Genomic DNA, 23,777 nt, shown 5'->3' with positions numbered 1-23,777 from the left:
CTTAATTTACCAACTTCTTTCCAAAGGCCACCATGTACACAACACTCTCTTCTTCCCCATCTATTTCAAGCAAGTTGTTTACCTCATCATCAAAAAACGCCCCTACAGGACAGCTCCCAATGGACAAGGCCTCTCCTGCAATTATCATGTTCTGGGCAATGTGGCCTGCATCAAGTAGAATATATCTCAGTCCCCTATGCCCATACTTTGCCATGTTTCTCCTAAAAACTGCTGAAAACACAATGGTAAAAGCGCCTTTTGATACAAAACCCTGACCCAAGGATGCATGGGCTAGTTGGTGGCTAAAATCCCCCCTTTTAATTAATTCCAATAAATGGTCCTTTGGAAAGTAGTGGTATACACCCCTAACTAATCCGTCCACATTAAAGGGAAATACATAAACTTCATTGGGGTATAGTGCTCCAGCAGATGGGACATTTCTAAAATAAAAGTCTCCAGTCTTCTCTCTAACACCATAACCTGACCAAAGTATAGTTGAGAGTTCTTTAAGATTAATGACCTGTTTTTTAAATTCCCTATGAGATCTCCTTGTTGCAATAAGTGAAATCAAATCAGTGTTTAACTCACATGGCACTGGCAAATCATAGGTTTCTGCATCTGGATAAAACTTGAAAGGCGCACTGGGATATATTCTTGGTCTTTTTAAGGTATAAATATTCTCTCTGCTAAATTTCGTCTTTTGTATATATTGCCATCCCAGGCTATTTTTTAAATCTGGCATATCTACCCCTTTTACTACCACTCGATTTTTTTAAACCTTTTTACAAAATTCTTTAAAAGATATGACCATAGACCAATAAATAAGATCCCTACAATCACTATCCAAAAGATGTATCGGCTGTTCCCAGTAACTATTATGTTGTGAAGGCTACCTGCCAAAAATATACAGAGGACTAAATCGGGAAACACTCCTATTATTGTACCCAAAATATATTTTGAAAATTTTATGTCTGATAATGCAGCAGTGACACTAATTATTGTGTATCCAATTGGAACCATCCTAAGAATCATAATTGAAGTGACTCCATCTTCACTAATGAGTTTATTTAGCTTTTTAATCTTTTCCTTAGATAACAGGTATTCCTTGGCACTTGAACCCAGAGATCTAACAACACAAAAGGTAAAAACCGCACTCACGATACAGCCTGTGAGGGAGAGAATAAGACCCTTTTCAATCCCAACGAAAAGTGCTGTAGCAGTGGTCAGAACCGTCACAGGAAACATGGTAATACCTGCAACAATAAAAGCCAATATAATAGAAGGATATAGAAAGGGAGATTGTTCCAGCCTAAGGAAAAGAGACCTTAATTTAGAGGGATCTGTGTAATTACAAAAAGGGGGAATGTGCCATATAATGGCAAAAATTAAAAGAAACATAACAAAAAAAATCAAAGTATATTTGCCCCTATCCATAACTCCCCTATTTTTACAAAATAGCTGGTAGATATAGGTATCAACGCAGAAAAAAAAGGTCAATTAAATATTCTTTTTAGTTCGAGAAAGATTAAAGGATAGGTATATGAGATGGGTTGAAAAATCAACATAGTCCACAATTACGTCCTCTGGTACAGAAATCCTGGTGGGCGCAAAGTTAACAATTGCCTTGATCCCTGCTTCAACAATATGGTTTGCAGCGCGCTGTGCCCTATTTGGAGGGGTTGTTATTATGCCAATCTCAATATTCAGTTCCCTTGCCCTTTCTTTAAGACGCCTTGTACATATGATTTCCAGGTCACCAACCTTTTCCCCTATTTTAAATGGATCACAGTCAAAAGCGCCAACTATCCTAAAACCCCTCTCTGGAAGGCCCTTGTGTCTTAAAATTGCTCTACCCAGGTTACCCATGCCAACTATGGCACAATTCCATACCTTGCCCAGTCCTAAAAAGTGATTAATAGACGCAATCAAATCCTTAATAAAATATCCTACACCCCTAACACCAAATTCCCCAAAATAGGCCAGGTCTTTTCTTATTTGAGAAGAATTGACTCCACAGAGCTCTGCAAGCTTACTGGAAGAAATCACTTCTTCCCCATCTCTATGGAGCTCCTCTAACACCTGAAGATACACAGCCATCCTGTGTATAGTGACTTTGGGTATTCTCTCTTTTTTCAACATTAGGACAATCTTATTTGAGAAAAAATTCACAAAACAAACATAAAAAAGAGGGGGACACAATTCCCCCTCTTTCAACTTCCATTACCCAAAAATTATAGATATGGGTTAGCAAAGAGAATGATCAAATCAATAACAAGGGTATAAATTGCCAAAGACTCGATCATTGCAAGACCAATGAGCATTGTAACTGTGATCTTACCACTTACATCAGGATTTCTGGCGGTTCCTTCACAAGCGCCCCTTAGTCCAAAACCCATTCCAATTCCACATCCCAGAGCGGCAAGACCCATACCAATTGCAGTTCCAATGGCAATCATTGAAACCACCTGAGGTGCCACAGCTCCCTCAGCTGCAAAGGCTGCTGATGCAGCACAGAGAACAGCTACTACATTTAAGAGAGTGAACAAAACCTTACGCATAACAAACTCCTCCTTAAAAATTTATATTTGTTTAAAAGGCCTACAAAGACCATTTCCCCCTAAAGTTAATGGGCTTCCTCAAAGGTCATCTTAAAGTAAATCATAGACAACATAAAGAATATAAATGCCTGGATTGTATCAGCAAGTCCATATAAAAAGTATATTGGCAACGTGGCTATTACTGGAAGCAACATAAAGAAGAGCAAAAGGACCAGTTCCTCACCAAAGATATTTCCAAAAAGACGAACTGTGAGAGAAAGTGGCCTTGCCAAATGGCTCAAGATCTCTATTGGCAACATAAGGGGCATCAACCATGCAATTGGGCCTGTAAAGTGTTTAATGTATTTTGCACCGTGTTCCTTTAATCCCAAAATATTGTACCATACAAAAACTGTAAGGGCCATTGCTGCATTGGTATTTAAGTTTGCAGTTGGGGCATTACAGCCTGGGAAAAGTCCTATAAAATTACAAAACAGAATAAATATAAAAATAGTCATGAGTAGAGGAAATACCCTTGCACCAGAAGGACCCATGTTTGAATACACAAAATCCTCCATTCCTCCCACTATTATCTCCCAAAAGTTTTGAAGCCCCCTTGGAACCATGGACAACCTCCTGGTTCCAAACCATGCTAGACAAATCAAAATCAACATAACAAGCCAAGTATATAGGATGTGCTGAGGGACCAAGCTATGACCATGCTTATCAACAAGGCCCAATACATCCATCAATTTTTCAAGAAGCAATACGTGAGGAGCTACTTCTGACATAACCTTCTGCCTCCTTGTGTTTGGTTGTAAAGATATATCTAACTATCCAAAAAATTATACCCACTATAATAGTAGAAAGTCCCACAATAAGAGGATATATGGGCATTCTCAAAAATACAATACATACAAGTAATACAATTCCTGTAAAGATTAACCTTGAATAAAAACTAAAAAGCAAAGAAAATATTGACGCCCGACTGTCTTTGCTAACAACTAAGTTTGGTAAAATCCGAGCCAACACTATAAAATTAAAAAAGACCAAAAGACCTCCTACTAAAAATGAACCTGCCCATACAACTCCATGAGCAAAAAAGAACAATACCATTCCCACACTCAAAAGAACCAACTGAACCCTTACAATCCACCTCACCACTGGTTCAGATGCAATGTAAGGATCTAAAAAATCACTCACTTTTTTTGTCTCCATCCTTTTTCTTGCCCATTCCATGTATTCCCTTTATCTCCATATACATATTTTTATATCCTGCAACAATTCCAAAAAGCAGAAAAATAATGGTCATAATGGGCTTTGTGTCAAGCCATTTATCCAGAAAATAGCCAATTGCAAGACCAACAAATGTGGCAGTTACCAGATGTATACCCACCACACTTGCCTTCATGAGGCTATTTATATACTCGTTATCCCATTTTTTAAAGAACATCCCCTTGTTCCTTTATTCACAAACCTGGTAAGAGCACATAGCACACGGAAAAAACAAAGTCAACTCGTTGTTTTAGTGATTAATGTATAAAAATTTATTTGATAAAATAAAAAAAATGGGTTAAGAATATCTTCAGCATGATAATAAGGAAACCTAAGGAAAAAATTTAGGAGGTCTACTATGGTTAAGGGTGGAAAAATTGCTACAGTATTACTTGTATGCCTGTTAATGGTAACGTCAGGCTGTTCTCTTTTTAAAAAGAAAAAAACTGCAGCTGTTACTCCAAAAAAAGAAGCCACAGTAAAAAAACAGGTGGTTGAGACAAAGCCTCAACCAAAACCTCAGACTGTTGTAAAAGAAACTCCCACACCAGAGGAACTCTACAAAATGAATTACAAAAATCTTCCCACCTCACATACAGTGGTAAAAGGGGAGTGTTTGTGGTGGATAGCAGAATACAAACAGGTTTATAATGATCCCTTTATGTGGCCACTTATTTACAAGGCCAATAGAGACAAGATCAAGAATCCAGATTTGATCTATCCAGGTCAAGTATTCAGGATCCCAAGAGAATTTTCTTTAGAAGACCTTAAAATGAGCAGGAAGTCCGCTGGGGCACCTAGACCATATCTTCCTCCAATGGATGCAAATATCCCAGCGAATTTAAGAGCAGAGCTTAACTGGGGCTTTAAATAAAAATTTCCAGTTATCTCCCGCCAAAATTTTAGGGGCCAACTATCTGGCCCCACAATAATTTTATGGATTCCAAACCATGAATAAGGTCTATATATTTTCACCAGGCCTATAGATTTATTGGTTGGAATTTTAACCATACAGAAAGATAGCCCTAATTTATTTTATTGTATAGCCATATTGTAATTTCATATTACAATATTTTCTCTTTAGGGCATATAACTTATAACTAAAACCTATAGGAGAGAGGTATGAGCTATTCATTTTTACATCTAAAGTCATTGGGTACTCGTCTTGATCTAATAAATCCTGAAGAGCCCAAGTTATTCAGACAACTATATCCATATAAAAAAGTATGTAGGATAAGCTTTGACGACACCTTTGTAATGCCAAGACCTGCAGAACCAATGGTGATAACTGATACCACTTTTAGAGATGGCCAACAGGCACGTCCTCCCTATACAGTGGAGCAAATAAGTAAAATTTTTGACCTTCTCCATGAACTGGGCGGTAGGAGTGGTTTAATTAAGCAGTCAGAATTTTTCCTCTACTCTAAAAAGGACAAAAGGGCAGTAGAAGAGTGTCAGTTAAAAGGGTATAGATTCCCACAAATAACTGGATGGATAAGGTGTAACAAAGAGGACTTAAAGCTTGTTAAACAAATGGACCTAAAAGAAACAGGGATGCTTACCTCAGTATCAGACTATCACATCTATCTCAAGTTGGGGAAAGATAGAAAAAAGGCCATGGAGGATTACCTTGAAGTAATAGAAATGGCACTTGAACTTGGAATTATACCACGTTGTCATTTTGAAGACATAACCAGGGCAGATATATATGGCTTTTGTATCCCATTTGCACAAAAATTAATGGAATTGTCAAAACAAAGTGGCATGCCTGTAAAAATCAGACTATGCGATACCATGGGTTATGGGGTACCCTATGCTGGTGCAGCATTACCCAGGAGTGTTGGTAAAATCATCAGGGCATTTACTGATGAAGCGGAAGTGCCAGGCAAATGGCTTGAATGGCACGGACACAATGACTTTCACAAGGCACTTATTAATGCATCCACTGCGTGGCTTTACGGATGCTCGGCAGCCAATGGCACATTACTAGGGTTTGGAGAAAGGACAGGGAATGCCCCAATTGAAGCACTTGTAATCGAGTACATATCCATAACAGGCGATGATGATGCTGCAAATACCCAGGTGATAAATGAGATAGCAGAATATTTTCAAAAAGAACTCAAATACAATATTCCACCTAATTACCCATTTGTTGGTAGAGACTTTAATGCAACCAGTGCGGGAATCCACGTAGACGGACTGTCCAAAAACGAAGAAATATATAACATATTTGACACAAATCACTTACTTGGAAGACCTGTTCCAATAATTATCACTGATAAATCTGGACGCGCTGGCATAGCCTACTGGCTGAATCATCACCTAAAGCTTCCAGAGGATAAAAAAATCACCAAAAATCATCCAGCAGTTGGCAATATCTACAAGAAAATAATGGCACAATATAACAAGGGTAGAACCACTTCCATGTCACACGAAGAGATGATGGCCCTGGCCAAGAGATATCTTCCAGAATTCTTCCAGTCTGAATTCGATTATCTCAAAGAAACTGCCCACAGGATAGCAGCAAAAATTATTGAAAGACTGTGTGAAGGAATTACAAAGTTAGATAAAGAAAGTATCCAGGAAAAGTTCAATGAACTAATGTCCAATTATCCCTTTATCCAGTTTGCATACATTACAGACCAATATGGTAGATTATTTACATGGGTCATAAGTCACCCAGAGGACAGGGCAAGGTTCAAACAACTTATTGAAGGAGAAGACCACTCAGACAGAGAATGGTTCAAAATGCCCATGCAAACAGGCCAGATGTTTATAACCGATTTTTATAGGTCTGTTTATACAGGAAAATTGTGCCTCACGGTCTCATCGCCCATATTTAATGAAGAAGAGGAAATAATTGGGGTTTTTGGCGCTGACATTAGATTTGAAGAGCTTCTTAAGATCCACCAGGAATTGGAAGAAGAAGAGCAAGAGGAAGAGGAAGAATAACAAAATGGTTGGGTCAGGAGACTATTTTTTCTCTTCTGGCCCTATTTTAATCTTCAAACTCTACTTCATGTTTGTAGTGAGAAAAAATATATTCCCTTAAGGCGAGCATCCAGGACCTGGGCTTTTCACCCAAAAACTCTATTAACTTTGAATTGTCTAATACCCCATATTCTGGGAATTTGTCTATTTTTTCTTTATCTTTCTCAATAATTGGTTCAACAATACATTGCCGTCCAAGAAGAGTTATCACTTCCTGGGCCACCTCGCATAAACTTGCCTGACCACTATTTACCACATTAAATATACCTCTAGCCTTCTTTTTTATTAACTTACAGGTATATTCAGCAAGATCAAGGGTATATGTGGGAGCTGAGACCCTATTGTGACACGCACAAATTTTGTCCTCTTGCATAACCAGTTTTATAATATCATCAACATAATTTGCAGCCCAAGGGCCAAAGGGCCAAGAGGTCCTGATAATAATCCAATTTTTTAGATGGCCAGAAATTATTGCCTCTTCCCCCTTTAATTTTGACATACCATAGACCGATTTTGGATTTGGCCCATCTTCCTCTAGATATGGTATGGTCCTCTTACCATCAAAAACCATATATGTACTAAAGTTAACTAAATATGTATTTCTGTCTTCTAATATTTCCACCAATTGTTTGGGCAACTTTTGATTTACCCTATGCGCCAATTGAGGATTTTCCTCTGCCTGCTCCACCAGATTATAGGAAACAGCATTCACAACAATATCTGGATGGATATCTATTAAAAACTCAGATAGCTTTTTAAAATCAAGTACATCAAAATCAGACTTATCGTGGATGATTACATGAAAATCAGGATCCCTGGAAAAAACAAAAGAGAGGGCCTTTCCAATAAGCCCCCTCTTACCACCTAGTATTAAGACCTTAGTTTTCTCCATATATTTTCACTACCCCTGCAAAAAATCAGGGTTTAAAATTTCTATTTTTGCCTTTTTTCTAATCCCAGTTAGAAAATCATTAAAAAGAATTTCTTTTTTTCTGTTTTTCGCCATTTTTTCCCAAAATTCTTTTTGTTTTTCCCACAATTTCTCGTCCGGCGACCTAATCTCTTTTAATTTTACCACCACATACTTATCATCCACCTTATATACTTTTGATAACCATGTATCTATCTTTGCCAAAAGGAGATCTTTAGCTAGAAGACCACTGGAACCCAAACCAGGTATATACCTATCTGATAATTTAAAAAAATCAGAGTCCTTAACTCTTCCCTTGTAATCTTTTGGGAGCTGTCCTTTCTTTAGTTTATTCAATACCAGGTTCGCAGTATCCCTTGCAAGTCTTTCTGCCTTTTGTTTCTTTAGTTTAATCAACACTACATCTTTAACTTCATCTAATTTTTTAATCCGCTCTGGGACATCCTTTATCTTTTTAACTATCATATACCCATTTTTTATTATTATTGGATTTTCATATACCTTGTTGTTTTCCATTAAAAAAAGCTGATCAATATCTTCTGGCTTAATATTGTACAAACTCTGCATATCTTTTTTTGACAAAAGCTTACTGGTCTTGGCGGTTAAATTTAATTTACTTGCGGCTGTATCAATATTGTTTGTATTAAACACAATATCCAATACCTTGTCCAGAAATTCCTCTACCTTATCTGCTCCCTTTTCTCTGGCCAGTATATCTTTTACATCCCCCTTAACCTCGTTTAAAGACTTATAGTGGGCAGGTTTTATATCTTCAACCAACACAAGATGGTATCCAAATACTGTCTTTACAGGACCACCAACTTCACCTTTTTTCAGGGAAAAGGCCAGATTTTCAAATTCTTTTACAGTCTCACCCTTTTTTATCCAACCAATATCTCCACCATTTTTGGCACTGGGCCCTTGTGAATATTTTTTAGCCAATTTATGAAAATCTTCCCCTTTTTTTATCCTTTTAAGCAATTCCATTATTTTTTTCTTGGCTTTTTTACCATCTTTGTCATTTTTATCTATTTTAATGAGAATATGGGCAACTTTTCTCTGCTCTGGTTCAAAAAACTTGGACTTATTTTTTTCATAATAAGACCTTATCTCTTCATCTGTCACTTGCATAAGAGGAGCCAGGGTATCTGGTGTGATCTTTATATACTTTATTTGTATCTTTTCTGGCTCCTTAAACTCCGTTCTATGTTCATTGTAGTATTTTTTTATTTCATCATCTGATACTGAGACCTTGTCCATATAACTCTCGGGACTAAACTCCAGGTATTCTATTTTTCCCTCCCTCATTATAAAATCAAACAGGTCCTTTACCTCTTCATCTGAGACAGTGACTGAGGATGTAATTAACTCCTTAAGGGCCTTAATCCTCATATCCCTTTCAACAAGACCTTCAAATTCCATTGGGGTTAGATTATTTGATGCAAGAATCATCTCATATCTCTTGGGATCAAACACCTTATTCTTATCCTTAAAAACATCCATGGAAGTTATTTTATTCCTTAGCTGGGAATCAGATACAAAGACACCTAATTGTTTGGCTTCCTGCAAAAGTAACGCCTGGTTTACAAGTTGATCAAAAACTGCCTTTTTTAACCCAAATCTCTTTAAATCTTCACTGGTTAAATTTGGACGCTGTTTTAAAATCCTTTCATATTCACTTTGGTAAGCCTTCAAAAAATCTCGGGTCATTATTGGCTTTCCATTTACCTTAGCAAGTACACTTCTTTTATTAACCCTAAAACCGCCAACCCCCCAAAAAACAAAAACCAATATAATGACCCCAAAAATGAGCTTAATTCCCCAAGACCGTGCATTTTTTCTCATTCCATCTAACATGTATCTACTCTCCTTTGTTCATTAGTTTTTGTCTAACATAAGATAATCTGCCACCAGACAAAATAATCTCAAGCTCCTCTTCACTTAAGTCGTTTGTAACACAAACCCTTTTTGAAGAATCTTTAATTATTATTTCTACATCTCCCCCTGGTTCTATTTCTTTTATGGGAATTACTACAGAGTGCCCAATTTCAAAAAGTTCATAGTCTTCTTTGTTTTTTAAAATCAAGGGCAATATGCCAAAATTAACCAAATTTCCCCTATGTATCCTTGCAAAGGATTTTGCAATTATACAGAGTATACCAAGATACCTAGGTGCCAGGGCTGCGTGTTCCCTGCTTGACCCTTGACCATAATTCTCCCCTCCAACTATTACTCCACCACCATATTCCTTCACCCTTGAAACAAAATCCTTATCAACTCTTGAATAGATATATTCGCTTATGGCAGGTATATTTGACCTAAGAGACGTTATCTCTGCACCTCCTGGCAAAATATGGTCAGTTGTAATGTTATCCCCAACTATAATTGCAACCTTTTTCTCAATTACATCCCCCAATGGATCAAATTTAGATAGGGGAACAATATTAGGCCCTCTATATACATCTATGCCTGTGACATCATGAGGAGGAAAAATAAAATGATCTCTAATTGAAGGCATGGTATCTGGCAAATCCAAAAATATGGGATTACCCCACTTGGCTGGATCTTCAAACTTCCCAGATACTGCCACATGGGCAGCAGTAACTGGACTAGTAAGATATACCCTGGCATCCAAAGTTCCGCTCCTTCCCTCAAAATTTCTGTTAAATGTCCTAACACTCACGCCTCCACTTATTGGAGATCCTCCCATACCTATACAAGGACCACAGGCACACTCCAAAACCCTTACCCCTGAGTCTATAAAATTTTCAAAGATCCCTTCCTTTATGAGTTGCTTAACCACCTGTCTTGAGCCTGGGGAGAGGAGTACGTCCACATCCCTATGTACATGTTTCCCCTTTAAGATACTTGCAGCTATTTTCAGATCCAGATAAGAAGAATTGGTACATGAACCAATTGCCACCTGATCAACATGTGTTCCATCTAGTTCCCTTACACTCACTACATTATCAGGCATATGGGGACAGGCTGCCATTGGTTCAATTTTTGACAGGTCCACCTCAATAATCTCATCATATTCACACCCATCATCTGCAGCCAAGGGAACAAAATCTCTTTCCCTTCCCATTAGTTTAAGGAATCTTTTAGTTTGCTCATCACTGGGGAAAATAGATGTAGTTGCTCCAAGTTCAGCCCCCATATTAGTAATTGTAGCCCTTTCAGGAACTGTCAAACTCTTAACGCCATCACCAAAATACTCCATTATTGCCCCAACTCCACCTTTTACAGTAAGTATTTTTAACAAGTATAAAATAACGTCCTTGGCGCTTGCCCAACCTGTGAGCCTATTTTTTAAGTGTATCCCAACTATCCTTGGCATGGGCAGGGTATATGGCTCACCAGCCATTGCAAGGGCCACAGAAAGTCCTCCTGCACCCATTGCCAGGCTACCCACTCCTCCTGCAGTAGGGGTGTGACTATCAGACCCAAGCAGGGTCTTTCCAGGACGGGCAAAGTTTTCCAGATGAAGTTGATGACAGATACCATTGCCAGCTGGAGAAAACACCACTCCATATTTCGTTGCAACAGTTCTCAAGTATTTATGATCATCTGGATTCCTGAAACCCACCTGTAGGGTATTGTGATCCACATAACTTACAGAAAGTTCCGTATGTACCTTAGATACTCCTGTTGCCTCGAACTGCAAATATGCCATTGTACCTGTTGCATCCTGGGTCAATGTCTGGTCTATCTTTATAGCAATCTCTGATCCAGGGATCATTTCTCCATCTACAAGGTGAGATGTAATGATCTTTTTCGCAAGATTCATCTTCATGTCCTAGTTCTCCTCGCCTAATTTTTTGATTGTGACAATATTGGAAAAAACTGGCGCCAACGACCTATATCTATTTATTCCTATTACCCTCAACCTTGAAACTTTATGTCCCTGTTGAGGACAATATGTCAATGCAAAAGAATTGGATTTAAATTTTAATCCCCTGGATGTAATGGGATATCTCACCCTCATATCTGGTTTAAATGGACACCTGGTACATAATGTGCCCTCTTCTATCTCAAGCCACAGTTCCTTTAAGTTCCTAACGTTCCCTATAATATTTCCTTCTATGTTTAAGCATCCTTTATCAAAATGAACCAAAATAGGAGACAATTTAAATGCATCTTCAGTCTCAATGGGTGTGGGCCACTTTTTTCTTCCACAGGAAAGACATAAAAATACAATGCAAAAAAAATAAATTAATTTAATTGAATTATTTTTCTTCACTACACATCTCCTTCCATCTATAAAGTATGTCCAATGCCTTTCTTGGGGTAATATTGTCTAAGTCAATGGTTTGTAATTCTTTAATTAACAGAGGGAGTATATTGGGGGTTAATTCTTCTTTTGAACTCCGTTTTTCTTTTCTTTTAATTACATCGTCAAGCAGCATCATCACCTGTTTTTTTCTACCACTTTGCCCTTTCACCTTGATCATTCTATCCTCCAACATCCGAAGGATCTCTTTTGCCCTATTTATAACAGGCCTAGGTATACCCGCCAACTTTGCTACCTCTATTCCATAGCTCTTATCTGCTGGACCTGGCAACAACTTCCTTAAGAACACTATATCTCCTTTATATTCCTTTACAGCAATATTCAAATTCCTTAGCCCCTTAATCCTTCCCTCAAGATCAGTTAACTCATGATAGTGAGTGGCAAAAAGGGTCCTGATACCTCCATATTTATTTGCCAGGGACTCCACCACAGCCCAGGCTATTGAGAGCCCATCAAAGGTACTGGTCCCCCTTCCAATTTCATCTAATATAACCAAGCTCCTTTTTGTTGCCTGTTTTAATATACGGGCAGTTTCCAACATCTCAACCATAAATGTAGATTGGCCCAGGGCCAATTTGTCAGATGCCCCTACCCTGGTAAATATCCTATCACAAACCCCTAAAACTGCCTCTTTTGCAGGAACATAGGAGCCCATCTGGGCAAGAATGCATATTAGCGCCACCTGGCGAAGTACTGTGGATTTTCCAGCCATATTTGGGCCTGTTATTAAAAGTATTTTAGACTCATCATCTATTTCAATATCATTTGGGATAAAGTTACTACTTCCAATAAAGGATTCAACTACAGGATGCCGACCCTCTTTGATTTTAATGTTAATTCCATCCACTATCTTTGGCCTGGCCCAATTGTATTTTCTTGCACAAATTGCCATTGAACTATAAAAATCCAATCTAGCCAGCACAGAAGCCATATTTAGGACCCGATCTCGAAAGGTAACTACTTCTTCCCTTAATTCCAGAAATAATTTATATTCAAGGGATTTCCTTTTCTCTTCACTGGATAGTATTTTCTCTTCTACTTCCTTTAACTCATCTGTAATATATCTTTCACTGTTAACTAAGGTCTGTCTCCTGATAAAATAATCTGGTATAGGTCCTCTGTAACTTTTTGGCACCTCAAAATAATACCCAAATACCCGATTATATCCTAATTTTAGTTTAGGGATGGAAGCTTTCTCCTGTTCCCTCTTAAGCAATTCTTTGAGCTTGGCCTCACCATGCTCTGCATATTCAATTAATTGATCCAATTCATAATTATAACCCTGTTTAAATATCCCCCCCTCTGTTATAAGCTGAGGTGGATTATCCCTTATTGCTCCATCCAGCAATCCATAAAGATCGTCTAAATTATCCCATTTTGATACAGTTTCCCTTAATTTTTCTGGAAGATTAGAATCATTAGAGATGAAATTGTAAATGCCAGGGAGTCTTTTAAGACTATTTTTTAACCAATAAAAATCCCTGGGATTTGCCCTATTTAAAAATATCCTATTTATAAGCCTTTCTAAATCATTTATCTCTTTTAGACACTGGCTAAAGTTTTCTAATTTATCAAAGTTGGTGACAAGATATTCAACTGCATCTAAATCAAGATCTATCTCTTTTAAATCCCTTAAAGGATATTTAAGTCTGTTTACGAGGAACCTCCCACCCATGGGAGTTTTTGTCTCATCTAACAAAAAAAACAGGGTACCTGCCCCTTTACTTCCGTCCAGGGTCTGAAATAGTTCCAGATTCCTTTCTGAGACTTCATCCACTATCAAAAAGTTGTCTAAATTTACCACCCTTATTGGCTTTATGTGTGAGAGGTTTTCATTGTGGGTCTTGTTCAGATATAAAATAATTCCCCCACAGGCCTGGATTAATTCCCTTTTGGCTTCCATGCGGGGCAAAAAGAGTTCTTCATTTAAAAAATATTGGTCAATTAGCTTCTTTGCCCTCTTAAAATCAAACATCATATTTGGGAGATGGGTAATCTTAGGCTTTAGGTGGGAATATTCAGAGGGGAGACGGCTATTTTCAGGACAAATTATCTCAGCAGGATTTACTTTACATATCCACTTCCAGATCTCCTTTGGCTCCTTTGAATAAAATCCCAACCACTCACCAGTGGAATAATCTATCCAGGTTGCAGCACCAATGGATGTTGATTGATTAAAATATATGGATGCCAGAAAATTGTTGTTTTTAGAAGATAGAGTGGCCTCTTCCACAACGGTTCCAGGGGTTAGTACCCTTGTAACTGCCCTTTTAACAAGCCCCTTTGCCTTTTTTGGGTCTTCAACTTGTTCGCATATTGCCACTTTATAATTTTTTTCCAAAAGTACTTTGAGGTACTCATCAACAGCATGGTAGGGAACCCCACACATGGGTATAGGGTCTTCTTCATTTGGATTCCTTGATGTCAATGCTATTTGTAACTCTTTGGAAGCAACTTCTGCATCTTCAAAAAAGAGCTCATAAAAATCCCCCATCCTAAAAAAAAGGAGGGCATCTTTGTACTGCTCTTTTATGGTGAGATATTGGGAGAGCATTGGAGTCAATTTTTTCTGAACAGCCATCTCATTGCCTTATAAACCAGAACCCACCAAGCAAGGCTCAGCTTGGTCTGGACGAAATTTAATAACATAAGGACCCGACAGCCCTATGCACATATTCGGGTCCTTTTTTTGGCAGGACTAAAGAAAAGAAGTGCAAAAAATTTAAAAAATTATCCTTCTTCTACTTCCCTTTCCTCAGACTCTTCTTCCTCAACCCCTTGGGAAAGTTCATCTTCTAGCTGTCTCACCCTTGCCCTCAAGGACTTAACTTCTGCACCCAGCCTCAATTTTTCTCCCAATAAATACAAAAAAGAAACAATGGCACCAAGTGCAAATGCACTTAAAACGTATACGTAAAGAGGTATTGGACTGCTTGCCCATTTGGTTCCAAAAAGGTCAAATTGAAGAGCGATTTTTTCAGTTATAAAAACTGAATTTTGAATAAAAAATACTACACCACACAAAAACACAATCAGAAAAAAAACCATTTTAATAAATTTCATAATAGATTCTCCCCTACTTTTTTAATATTATTAAAATTTAACCCCTTCAAAGTAAGGTTTTAATTTTTTATATGTAACACTTAAATGCTCTGGAATTACATTTGTCTCTGAAAAAAGGGCCATAAATGAATGATCCCCCTTCCATCTGGGAACCAGGTGAAAGTGTAGGTGTTCCTCTATCCCGGCACCAGCTGCCTCTCCAATGTTTAGCCCAATATTTATGCCATGTGGATTAAATACCTTCTTTAAGATTGTAACGCTCTGAGATAACATAAGCATCATTTCTTTTAATTCATCTGAATTGAGCTCATCTAATAAATAGACATGTTTGTACGGTGTCACCATTATATGGCCAGTATTATAGGGAAACTTATTCATTATTACAAAAGAAAACTTACCCCTCCACAGAATCAGCCTTTCTTCATCTTCATCTAAAATATCCTTAACGCAAAAAACACATTCATCGGGTTTAGGCCCCAGGATATATTCAATCCTCCAGGGGGCAAACAATCTCTTCATAAAAAATGGCTCTCCTTATAAATTTGATCTTATTTTTTTGATAATTCGAATAACGTCTCTTGGGTCTTTAGCTGGAATAACACCTTTAATTTCCTTCCATCTTCCAAGTGCAATAACAGGCCGATCTATTTTTTTTGCAAGTCCAATTTCAGACAAAGTACCATAACCACCAGATACAGCAACCACAATATCACCATTTAGGACCACTAAAAAATTTCTCATCTCCCCAAGACCAGTTGCTATTGGATAGGTAATATACCTATTTGCCTCTTTTATATCTCTGCCTGGTAATATACCAATGGTTGTGCCACCAACCATGGCAACACCCTGGGCAACGGCCTCCATAACTCCACCTCGTCCACCACACACAACCAGGTAATCTTCCTTGGCAAGTAACCGACCAAGGGCCATGGCCTCATTGTATATAGTAGGGCAACATTCACCAGCACCAATTACAGACACCCGCATTTACAATACCTCTATAGTATCTGACTCAAAAATTGTTTCGTCCTGGGATGGGTTGGATTCTGGAAAAAGTGCTCAGGTGTCCCCACCTCAACTATCTTCCCACTGTCCATAAACACTACCCTGTCTGCAACTTCCCTTGCAAAGCCCATTTCATGGCTCACCACTACCATTGTCATCCCTTCTTCAGCTAGATTCTTCATAACATCTAAAACTTCCCCAATCATCTCAGGATCCAGGGCAGAGGTGGGTTCATCAAACAACATAATCTTGGGGTTCATTGCAAGGGCCCTGGCAATGGCAACCCTCTGTTGTTGTCCTCCAGATAGTTGTTTGGGGTAGTTGTTGGCCTTGTCTCTTATCCCCACCTTATCAAGAAGATTTAAAGCTATTTCTTCAGCCTCTTCTCTTGGTATTTTCTTAAGTTTAATAGGAGCCAGCGTGAGGTTTTCAAGTACTGTTTTATGGGGAAATAGATTAAAGCTCTGGAATACCATACCAAGGGAAGTCCTGATCTTATTCATATCTACCTTTGGATCAGTTACATCTACACCATCAACTATTATTTTACCAGATGACACCTTTTCCAGTTGATTAATTGTCCTGAGCAAGGTGGACTTACCTGACCCACTTGGTCCTATTATTACAATCCTCTCCTGTTTATATACATCCAGGTTGATATCCTCTAGGGCCAAAAACTGTCCAAAATATTTATATACACGTTTGATTTTTATTATTGGTTCTTTTTTATTCATAGGGCGTTAATTTCTTCTCCATATAACTTACACATTTTGACAAAATCAAGGTTATTACCAAATAAATAAGCGCAATCATGGTAAAGGTTTCAAAATAATGGAATGTAGATGTTGCATATTCCCTTCCTCTTCTGAGGAGATCAGCAACTGCTATAATAGAGACCAATGAAGTATCCTTTAAAAGTGCAATGAATTCATTCCCAACAGGTGGCAAAATAGTCCTCATTGCCTGAGGGAGGATCACATATAACATGGTCTGTCTTTTATTAAAACCCAAGGACATTGCAGCCTCTGTCTGTCCTTTGTCAATGGACTCTATTCCTGCCCTAAATACCTCTCCCATATATGCACCATAACAAATGGTCATGGCCAAAACAGCAGCAAAAAAAGGCGGGATTCTAGTGAAACTTCCAACAGCATAATATATGTAAAAGAGTTGAACCAAGAGTGGAACCCCCCTGATTACCTCCACATAAGTTGAGGCCACAAGGTTAATGGCCCTGTTTTTTGATATCCTCCCAAGCCCTGTTAATAGTCCAACAAAAAAAGAAAGTACAATTGAGATAACAGTAACTTCAAAGGTCACCATTACCCCATCTGGCACAAACTTCAATATCTCCACATAGGGGTCTGGTTTAAATATGCACAGACCGATTATAAGTGCAATAGACCCAAAAAAAGCAATCCTCCATGCAGTAAACAGGCCTTGGTCCCGATGAGTGGGAATAGCTGCACCATCTGTTACTTCAATCTTCACCTCTGGTGTTTTTTTGTCCTCCATACAACTCCCTCATATAAGGAGGGCCAGGTGTTTACCTGACCCCATGTAAAAGATCTTTTACTTTATCCACTTCTTTATAAGCTTTGCTTCAATTCCCTTTTCTTTTACAGCCTTTATTCCCTTATTTATCAAATCTAAAACTTCCCTGTTCCCTTTTTTAACTGCAATACCGTAGTATTCTGCTTCACCACTCTCAATTATGGATGCAATCTTTAACTTATCTTTAAATCCCTTCTTTTGCTTTGCATAATTGGCTGCAACAGGGTCATCACAAACTACTCCGTCTAGATTTCCATTTATTAAATCTTGCATGGCAAGACCTATCTCATCATAGGATTTGGCCACAACGCCCTTTACTTTTTTAATGGCAAAATAGCCAGTTGTACCAATTTGGGCACCAACTTTCTTACCCTTTAGATCCTCTAAAGATTTGGCATGGCTGCTTATTGGAACAACCAATGCCTGCCTAACTTTATAATATGGGATACTAAAATCCATGGTCTTTTTTCTCTCCTCAGTAATACTTACTGAAGAGCAGATTGCATCATAGTTTCCACCAGCTAGACCTGCAAAAATCCCATCCCATGCAACATTTTTAAACACAGGAATAAATCCTGCTTCTTTTGCTGCAGCAGTCATATAATCAATTGAATATCCCACTATCTGCTTGTGCTCATTTACAAACTCCATTGGTGGCCAGGTTGCATCCACAGCAAATACAATGGTTCTCTTCTTTGCCATACACACACTTGATAGACTCATCAAAACCAAGAGAAAAATAATTACCTTGTTTCTCATAACACTACCTCCCTTTTATTATTTTAAAATACAGCTAAACAATAATGGAGCAGACTAATCTGGGTAATACTAAGAATTCCCTAAAAATGCAACTTTATTTAGGTCAAAAACAGGCACCTGGTACCCCATTTAGGTTATTTTTTCAACTAATTTTCTCACCAAATCAAGCTGAGCATCCCTGTGCGGTGCCTTTCCATCTATCTTAGCCCTAAGTACTTCCTTTAAAATATATCCGTACCTGGGCCCTGGGGGTATTCCCATATCTTTTAAGTCATATCCAGTGATATCTATTGTAACATCCTTTAACTTACTCAAATACAATGAAATAATCTTTCTCACCTTCTCTAATTTACTGGATGCCATTAAAAACAAAATCCCTTCAACAGGTACAGGGGACAGAATAAAATACAACTCACTCAGTGGCCCATCTTGTTTTTGATATTCATAGAGTTTGTGGTTAACTACTCTCAATTGCTCTACAACTCCAATTAGTTGCTCTAGTTGAGTCTTAGATAAATTCAATCTGCTAGCAACAGAGCTAATCTCAGCAGTACTGGACTCATATGTGAGTCCCAGAAAAAAGACCACCCACCTCCTAGGCGTTGGTGAAGTGTATAGGAGGCCATACCAGTCTAAAACCTTTTTAACTCCTTCCAACACCTCAATCTTCTTATTATTTAACTTTAACACAGGATGAATCTTATATAAAATATCAAAGGATTCCATCCTCTTTATACAGGGAAGGGGATCTTCTTCTTCAAGTATTAACTTTAACTCATGAAAAATCCTACTCCCAGATAACTTATCTAGCATATCCAGCTTTAAGGCATTTTTTATTAACCGTTCAGTTTGTACACCTAATGTAAAATTGTACCTCTTCTCAAATCTAAGGGCACGAAGTATCCTTGTTGGATCTTCTATAAAACTAAGTGAGTGTAGGACCCTTATCTTTTTGTCTTTTATGTCCTTTTGTCCTCCAAAAAAGTCTACCAGCTTCCCAAAGTTCTCAGGATTTAGTTCTATGGCAAGGGCATTGATTGTAAAATCTCTCCTGAACAGATCCAATTTAATGGATGATAGTTCCACCGTTGGAAGGGCTGCTGGATGCTCGTAATATTCCAATCTAGCTGTGGCCACGTCTATCTTCTGTCCATCTGGTAAAATTACCACTGCAGTTTGAAACTTCTTATGGGCCCTTATTCTCCCACCCATGTCCCTGGCCAATTTTGCCGCAAATTTGATACCATTCCCCTCAACAACTAAATCAATATCCAAATTGGGTCGCAACAAAAGTATGTCCCTTACAAAACCACCAACTGCATATACCTTGTATCCCAGCCTATCTCCCAGCTCCCCAGACCTTTTTAAAATATTAAATATGTTATCAGGAAGTCTATTTTTCATAAGGGATCTTATATTCTTTTCCTGCCTTCTTTCAGGTAAAAATGCTTCAGGTATTCTTGCGGGTTCCTCTACCATCCAATTTATTAGATCTGTCCTGGTAACCACGCCAATCACCTTATCATTTTCTATAACAGGAACTAGTCTCTGACGCTGGTCAATAATAATTTCCATGACTTTATAGAGACTGTCATTTGGAGTAACAGAAGAAAAATCAGTCCTCATGTATTCAGATACAGGCAAATCCCCAAGTCCGTGGGAACTGGCTTTTTCTGCAACCTGATGTTCCAGGATTCCAACACACCTGCCCCCCTCTCCATCCAGAACTGGAACTGCTTTAAGACCATAGTGGGTCATAATATGAGCAGCACTGGCTAATGTCTCTTTTTTTGTTACACACCTTGGAGGAGATGACATCAAAAAGGACACCTTTATCTCTGGATTAATGTAAGAATACAAAAGCCCAAATAGTTCATCTTCTACCTGGGAGAGGGTCTTGTCCTTTATAGTTGCTGAAGCAGCATAAGGATGTCCACCACCTCCTAAGGATGCACATATTTTCCCCACATCCACACTGGGTAGTTTACTCCTTGCTATAACAAAGATCCTATCCTGCATTCTGGCTATTACAAAAATGACAGATATATTCTCCATTTCAATCAACTTGTGGACCACAACAGCAAAGTCTTTTACATAGTGGTCTGTTGATATGGTGGCCATATATACATGGGTTCCATTTATATTGTGTTTTGTTAAGGACTGTAGCAGATTATTCAATAGAGATACCTGGGCTGCATCCAGGTCTTTGTGCATAAAATCTGAGATAAGCACCACGTCCATTCCCTTTTTTCTGAGCCATGCTGCAGCCTCCAAGTCTTCGGGCTTTGTTGATGAAAACAAAAAGCTTCCTGTGTCTTCGTATATCCCCATTCCCATTATTGTTGCTTCTTCAGGAGTGACATCAATGTTCCTATCCCTTATTATTGAGACCAAAATAGATGTGGTGGCGCCAATCTCTCTAACAACCTCCTTGTTGGCTCTAATGTCTTCCTCTGTTTTTGGGTGGTGGTCATAAACATGTACGAGAACATCATCCTTATCTAAAATTGGCTTTATATGGGAAACACGGGACAATTGCTTTGTATCACAAATAACCACCTTTTTAACAGAATCTAGCTCTATATCCTTGATAGAATGAAAATTTAAAAGGTAACTGGCACTTTGTATAAAAAAATTTCTCATGGATTTTTCCTGGGTCCCAGGGAAAATTAAAACAGCACCCTTGTAGAGTTTTCTCGCAGCCACCATTGATGAAATGCAGTCAAAATCAGCATTCATGTGGCATGTAATAATTGTTTCTGCCTTGATCTTTTTTCTTTGATTCATATTTTCTATGCCCTTGGATGATATTTTTTATGCATTTTTATCATAGTTGTTGTCTGGATGTGGGTATATATCTCTGTTGTCTGGATATCTGAATGTCCAAGTAATATCTGAACAGACCTAAGATCAGCTCCGCCTTCCAAGAGGTGAGTGGCAAAGGAGTGCCTTAATGTGTGGGGAGATATATTTTTTCTTATCCCTGCTTTTTTTGCGTAATATTTTATTATCTTCCAGATACCCTGCCTGCTTATTGGTCTTCCAAATTTATTCAAAAACACATTATCCGACTTTGGAGAAAATCTTGGGCGGATATTATCCAGGTATTCTTGCAGAAGTTTCATTGCTTCCATATGCAAAGGCACTATCCTTTGCTTATCTCCCTTTCCAGTTATTTTTAAAAATCCGCCGTGAAAATCTATATCAAACAAACCAAGACCCGATGTTTCAGAAACCCTGAGCCCAGAACCATACATAATCTCCAACATTGTCCTGTCTCTAAATCCAAACTTTGTATTTGTATCAGGCGCATCTATTAAAGAAAAGACCTCATCAATGGTCAATACTTCTGGCAAGGTCTTTGTGTACCTGGGACCATCAAATAACCTTGCAGGGTTGGTGGACAAATCATTGTTTGCCACAAGGAAATCAAAAAATCCCCTAATTGAGCTGAGCATCCTGGATAGGGATTTATTCGAAAGCCCCCTTTGCTTTAAACTTAAAAAAAACAAAAACAAGACATCCTCATCAACATCTGACAGTTCTATATTCTTTTCTTCTAAAAAACCTAAGAAAGTGGTGAGGTCAGACTCATAGGATGAAATGGAATTTTCAGCTAAACCCTTGACCACTATAAGGTGTTCAATGTACCTATCTAAAAGCGGATTTAACAGTGTGTCTTTTTTCATCTATCTTAAATCCAGGAAAAAGTGATGGAACTTGCATATATTTCCCTTGGATCAAATATGGGGGACCCAACTAAAAACCTCCATATAGCCCGAGACCATTTGGATAATTCTCCTAACATAAAGATAACAAAAATATCCTCAATATACTTAACAGAACCACAGGGACTTAAAAATCAGCCCTGGTTTGCAAACCAGGTTATTGAGGTCCAGGTAAATGGATTCACACCTATAACCCTTTTACACAAATTACTCAAGGTCGAGGATCTAATGGGAAGAAAAAGGACAGTTAGATGGGGACCCAGGATAATTGACCTGGATTTAATCCTTTTTGAAAATCATATAATTGATTCAGAAAAGCTCACCCTCCCCCACCCCAGGATGTTTAAAAGGGCCTTTGTATTGATACCTCTGTTGGAAATAGAACCAGAGATAACAACCCCAAATGGGGACAAAATAAAGCCATTTTTAGACCAACTAAATTACAGATTAAAGGGAAATAAGATCTGGCAATATGAATAATCTTTGTGGTGGTGTGTGTGTATGTGTATGTGAAAGTGTATGTGTAGGTGTATGTGTGTGTGGAAGTTACAGTTCACAGATCACAGTTCACAGTTCACAGACCACATACACAGATCACATACACAGACACAGATCACATACACAGACACAGCAAAGTTTGAGATTTCGGAGTTAATGGAATAAGCAGAATGAATAATTTTACCCAAGGAGTATCTTATGCTTAAATTAATAATAGTTTTTATCGCAGGTTACCTACTCTATAAACTCATCACTGGTGAAAAAAAACATAAGGTAAAAGAAGATATTTCCCACAAAATAAAGGCAGGAGAAATGGTAAAAGATCCAGTGTGCGGCACATACGTATCAATAAATTCAGATATCAGGGTGAGAGATGGGGACAAGACCTATTGTTTCTGCTCATATGAATGCAGGGATAAATATCTAAAAAAGATTAAAGAAAACAACTAACTACTGTAGCAGAGAGTATAGTTGTAGAGTAGTGAAGTGGTATAGTGGGATAGAAGGATAGTGGTGGAGTTTATGAATTACACAGCAAATATATCGGTTTGATATTTATCTAAATTAATACCCAGACCTTTTTCTAAGGCCTTTCCCATTTCATAGGAAGTCATTGGGATTATAGGTAAATTAAAAGTCTTTTGAAAGAGATCCACAAAGATTTCTTTTGTAGATTTATTGGTTGTTGAAAGATATACAATGCCTTTAGAAAAATTCCACACCACATCTGTTATAGATGGAACTGGCAGGGTTTTAGACAAAAGTTTTATCCTAAGATTCTCTCTTATTTCCTGTTTCTTCGCTTTAGATAGATATTTTACATCCTTGTCATGGTTTCCTAAAACCTCTTCAAGGGACATTTGATAATATTTTTTAAAGACCGCAGGTGGAATTCTCCTCTTGTCAATCCTCATAGAAAAACACACATATTCCCCCTTATATGGAGATGCAGCCTGAAATTTATTGTCCAACATATTGTCAAATGAGACCCAGCCAAAGCTCACTTCATCTATAACATGGTCAATATCATTAAAAGAAAATTTTATAAGGAGCTCTGGGACCTTTTCCCAGAGCTCAGAATCAGATTCACCAATTACCTTGTACCGAGTAAGACCAAAAGATGCTGACAAAAATCCCATGGG

General features: G+C 38.1%; 25 protein-coding genes. 4 read left to right on the top strand and 21 right to left on the bottom strand.

Going from position 1 to position 23,777, the window contains the following annotated elements; genetic code table 11:
- Position 1: 1 nt before the first annotated feature.
- The 7 genes from ACYQ0O_RS07625 to ACYQ0O_RS07595 form a co-directional block, all read right to left on the bottom strand.
- Positions 2-742: a SagB/ThcOx family dehydrogenase gene (locus ACYQ0O_RS07625; RefSeq protein ID WP_459891836.1), complete on the bottom strand. Its 741-nt coding sequence runs from the start codon at positions 740-742 to the stop codon at positions 2-4.
- Between the two features lie 14 nt (positions 743-756).
- Positions 757-1,398 carry a TVP38/TMEM64 family protein gene (locus tag ACYQ0O_RS07620; RefSeq protein ID WP_459891835.1) on the bottom strand — a complete coding sequence of 214 codons (642 nt, stop codon included), beginning with the start codon at positions 1,396-1,398 and terminating at the stop codon, positions 757-759.
- A 99-nt stretch (positions 1,399-1,497) separates the two neighbouring features.
- Positions 1,498-2,139, bottom strand: coding sequence for a redox-sensing transcriptional repressor Rex (locus tag ACYQ0O_RS07615; protein ID WP_459891834.1), 642 nt, complete (start codon positions 2,137-2,139; stop codon positions 1,498-1,500).
- Positions 2,140-2,231: 92 nt separating this feature from the next.
- Entirely contained in the window at positions 2,232-2,558 is a 327-nt protein-coding gene (atpE, locus tag ACYQ0O_RS07610; protein WP_075068631.1) for an ATP synthase F0 subunit C, read from the bottom strand.
- Positions 2,559-2,623: 65 nt separating this feature from the next.
- Positions 2,624-3,328, bottom strand: a complete 705-nt coding sequence (atpB, locus tag ACYQ0O_RS07605) for a F0F1 ATP synthase subunit A (protein ID WP_075068630.1) — start codon at positions 3,326-3,328, stop codon at positions 2,624-2,626.
- Positions 3,294-3,755, bottom strand: a complete 462-nt coding sequence (locus ACYQ0O_RS07600; RefSeq protein WP_459891833.1) for an ATP synthase subunit I — start codon at positions 3,753-3,755, stop codon at positions 3,294-3,296. Before ACYQ0O_RS07600 ends, atpB begins: the two co-directional genes overlap by 35 nt.
- Positions 3,733-3,990, bottom strand: a complete 258-nt coding sequence (locus ACYQ0O_RS07595; RefSeq protein WP_459891832.1) for an AtpZ/AtpI family protein — start codon at positions 3,988-3,990, stop codon at positions 3,733-3,735. The genes ACYQ0O_RS07600 and ACYQ0O_RS07595 overlap by 23 nt, the downstream gene beginning before the upstream one ends.
- A gap of 180 nt (positions 3,991-4,170) precedes the next feature.
- Between ACYQ0O_RS07595 and ACYQ0O_RS07590 the strand changes: the two genes are divergently transcribed.
- Positions 4,171-4,686: a LysM peptidoglycan-binding domain-containing protein gene (locus ACYQ0O_RS07590; RefSeq protein WP_459891831.1), complete on the top strand. Its 516-nt coding sequence runs from the start codon at positions 4,171-4,173 to the stop codon at positions 4,684-4,686.
- A gap of 248 nt (positions 4,687-4,934) precedes the next feature.
- Complete coding sequence (locus tag ACYQ0O_RS07585) at positions 4,935-6,764, top strand: triose-phosphate isomerase (RefSeq protein WP_459891830.1); 1,830 nt, start codon at positions 4,935-4,937, stop codon at positions 6,762-6,764.
- A gap of 46 nt (positions 6,765-6,810) precedes the next feature.
- Here ACYQ0O_RS07585 and ACYQ0O_RS07580 read toward each other — a convergent pair whose 3' ends face one another.
- The 13 genes from ACYQ0O_RS07580 to xerD form a co-directional block, all read right to left on the bottom strand.
- Entirely contained in the window at positions 6,811-7,695 is an 885-nt protein-coding gene (locus ACYQ0O_RS07580) for an SDR family oxidoreductase (protein ID WP_459891829.1), read from the bottom strand.
- 9 nt (positions 7,696-7,704) lie between these two features.
- A complete protein-coding gene (locus ACYQ0O_RS07575) occupies positions 7,705-9,591 on the bottom strand; it encodes a SurA N-terminal domain-containing protein (protein WP_459891828.1) in 1,887 nt (628 codons plus the stop codon).
- A gap of 4 nt (positions 9,592-9,595) precedes the next feature.
- Positions 9,596-11,530: an aconitate hydratase gene (locus ACYQ0O_RS07570; protein ID WP_459891827.1), complete on the bottom strand. Its 1,935-nt coding sequence runs from the start codon at positions 11,528-11,530 to the stop codon at positions 9,596-9,598.
- Between the two features lie 3 nt (positions 11,531-11,533).
- Positions 11,534-11,977, bottom strand: a complete 444-nt coding sequence (locus ACYQ0O_RS07565; RefSeq protein ID WP_459891826.1) for a hypothetical protein — start codon at positions 11,975-11,977, stop codon at positions 11,534-11,536.
- Positions 11,964-14,609, bottom strand: a complete 2,646-nt coding sequence (gene mutS / locus ACYQ0O_RS07560; RefSeq protein ID WP_459891825.1) for a DNA mismatch repair protein MutS — start codon at positions 14,607-14,609, stop codon at positions 11,964-11,966. The genes ACYQ0O_RS07565 and mutS overlap by 14 nt, the downstream gene beginning before the upstream one ends.
- A 149-nt stretch (positions 14,610-14,758) precedes the next feature.
- Entirely contained in the window at positions 14,759-15,091 is a 333-nt protein-coding gene (locus tag ACYQ0O_RS07555) for a LapA family protein (protein ID WP_459891824.1), read from the bottom strand.
- Between the two features lie 30 nt (positions 15,092-15,121).
- Positions 15,122-15,610 (bottom strand): HIT family protein, encoded by a 489-nt coding sequence (locus ACYQ0O_RS07550; protein WP_459891823.1) that lies wholly within the window; start codon positions 15,608-15,610, stop codon positions 15,122-15,124.
- 15 nt (positions 15,611-15,625) lie between these two features.
- Positions 15,626-16,078 (bottom strand): TIGR00725 family protein, encoded by a 453-nt coding sequence (locus ACYQ0O_RS07545; RefSeq protein ID WP_459891822.1) that lies wholly within the window; start codon positions 16,076-16,078, stop codon positions 15,626-15,628.
- 11 nt (positions 16,079-16,089) lie between these two features.
- Positions 16,090-16,830: an amino acid ABC transporter ATP-binding protein gene (locus ACYQ0O_RS07540; protein ID WP_459891821.1), complete on the bottom strand. Its 741-nt coding sequence runs from the start codon at positions 16,828-16,830 to the stop codon at positions 16,090-16,092.
- A complete protein-coding gene (locus ACYQ0O_RS07535; RefSeq protein WP_459891820.1) occupies positions 16,823-17,611 on the bottom strand; it encodes an amino acid ABC transporter permease in 789 nt (262 codons plus the stop codon). Before ACYQ0O_RS07535 ends, ACYQ0O_RS07540 begins: the two co-directional genes overlap by 8 nt.
- A 57-nt stretch (positions 17,612-17,668) precedes the next feature.
- Entirely contained in the window at positions 17,669-18,409 is a 741-nt protein-coding gene (locus tag ACYQ0O_RS07530; RefSeq protein ID WP_459891819.1) for a basic amino acid ABC transporter substrate-binding protein, read from the bottom strand.
- A gap of 129 nt (positions 18,410-18,538) precedes the next feature.
- Positions 18,539-21,196, bottom strand: a complete 2,658-nt coding sequence (locus tag ACYQ0O_RS07525; RefSeq protein WP_459891818.1) for a CBS domain-containing protein — start codon at positions 21,194-21,196, stop codon at positions 18,539-18,541.
- Between the two features lie 5 nt (positions 21,197-21,201).
- Complete coding sequence (xerD, locus tag ACYQ0O_RS07520) at positions 21,202-22,098, bottom strand: site-specific tyrosine recombinase XerD (RefSeq protein WP_459891817.1); 897 nt, start codon at positions 22,096-22,098, stop codon at positions 21,202-21,204.
- 24 nt (positions 22,099-22,122) lie between these two features.
- Here xerD and folK point away from each other — a divergent pair, with 24 nt between their 5' ends.
- Positions 22,123-22,617, top strand: a complete 495-nt coding sequence (folK, locus tag ACYQ0O_RS07515; protein WP_075068623.1) for a 2-amino-4-hydroxy-6-hydroxymethyldihydropteridine diphosphokinase — start codon at positions 22,123-22,125, stop codon at positions 22,615-22,617.
- A 216-nt stretch (positions 22,618-22,833) separates the two neighbouring features.
- Positions 22,834-23,085 carry a transcriptional regulator gene (locus ACYQ0O_RS07510; protein WP_459891816.1) on the top strand — a complete coding sequence of 84 codons (252 nt, stop codon included), beginning with the start codon at positions 22,834-22,836 and terminating at the stop codon, positions 23,083-23,085.
- A 77-nt stretch (positions 23,086-23,162) separates the two neighbouring features.
- On the opposite strand, the gene rdgC is transcribed toward ACYQ0O_RS07510, so the two are convergent.
- Entirely contained in the window at positions 23,163-23,774 is a 612-nt protein-coding gene (rdgC, locus tag ACYQ0O_RS07505) for a recombination-associated protein RdgC (protein WP_459891815.1), read from the bottom strand.
- Between the last annotated feature and the right edge of the window lie 3 nt (positions 23,775-23,777).

It is taken from the genome of Desulfothermus okinawensis JCM 13304, from assembly GCF_054654515.1.
The sequence above is the reverse complement of the archived record's forward strand: the minus strand, read 5'-3'. Positions and strand labels throughout refer to the sequence as shown.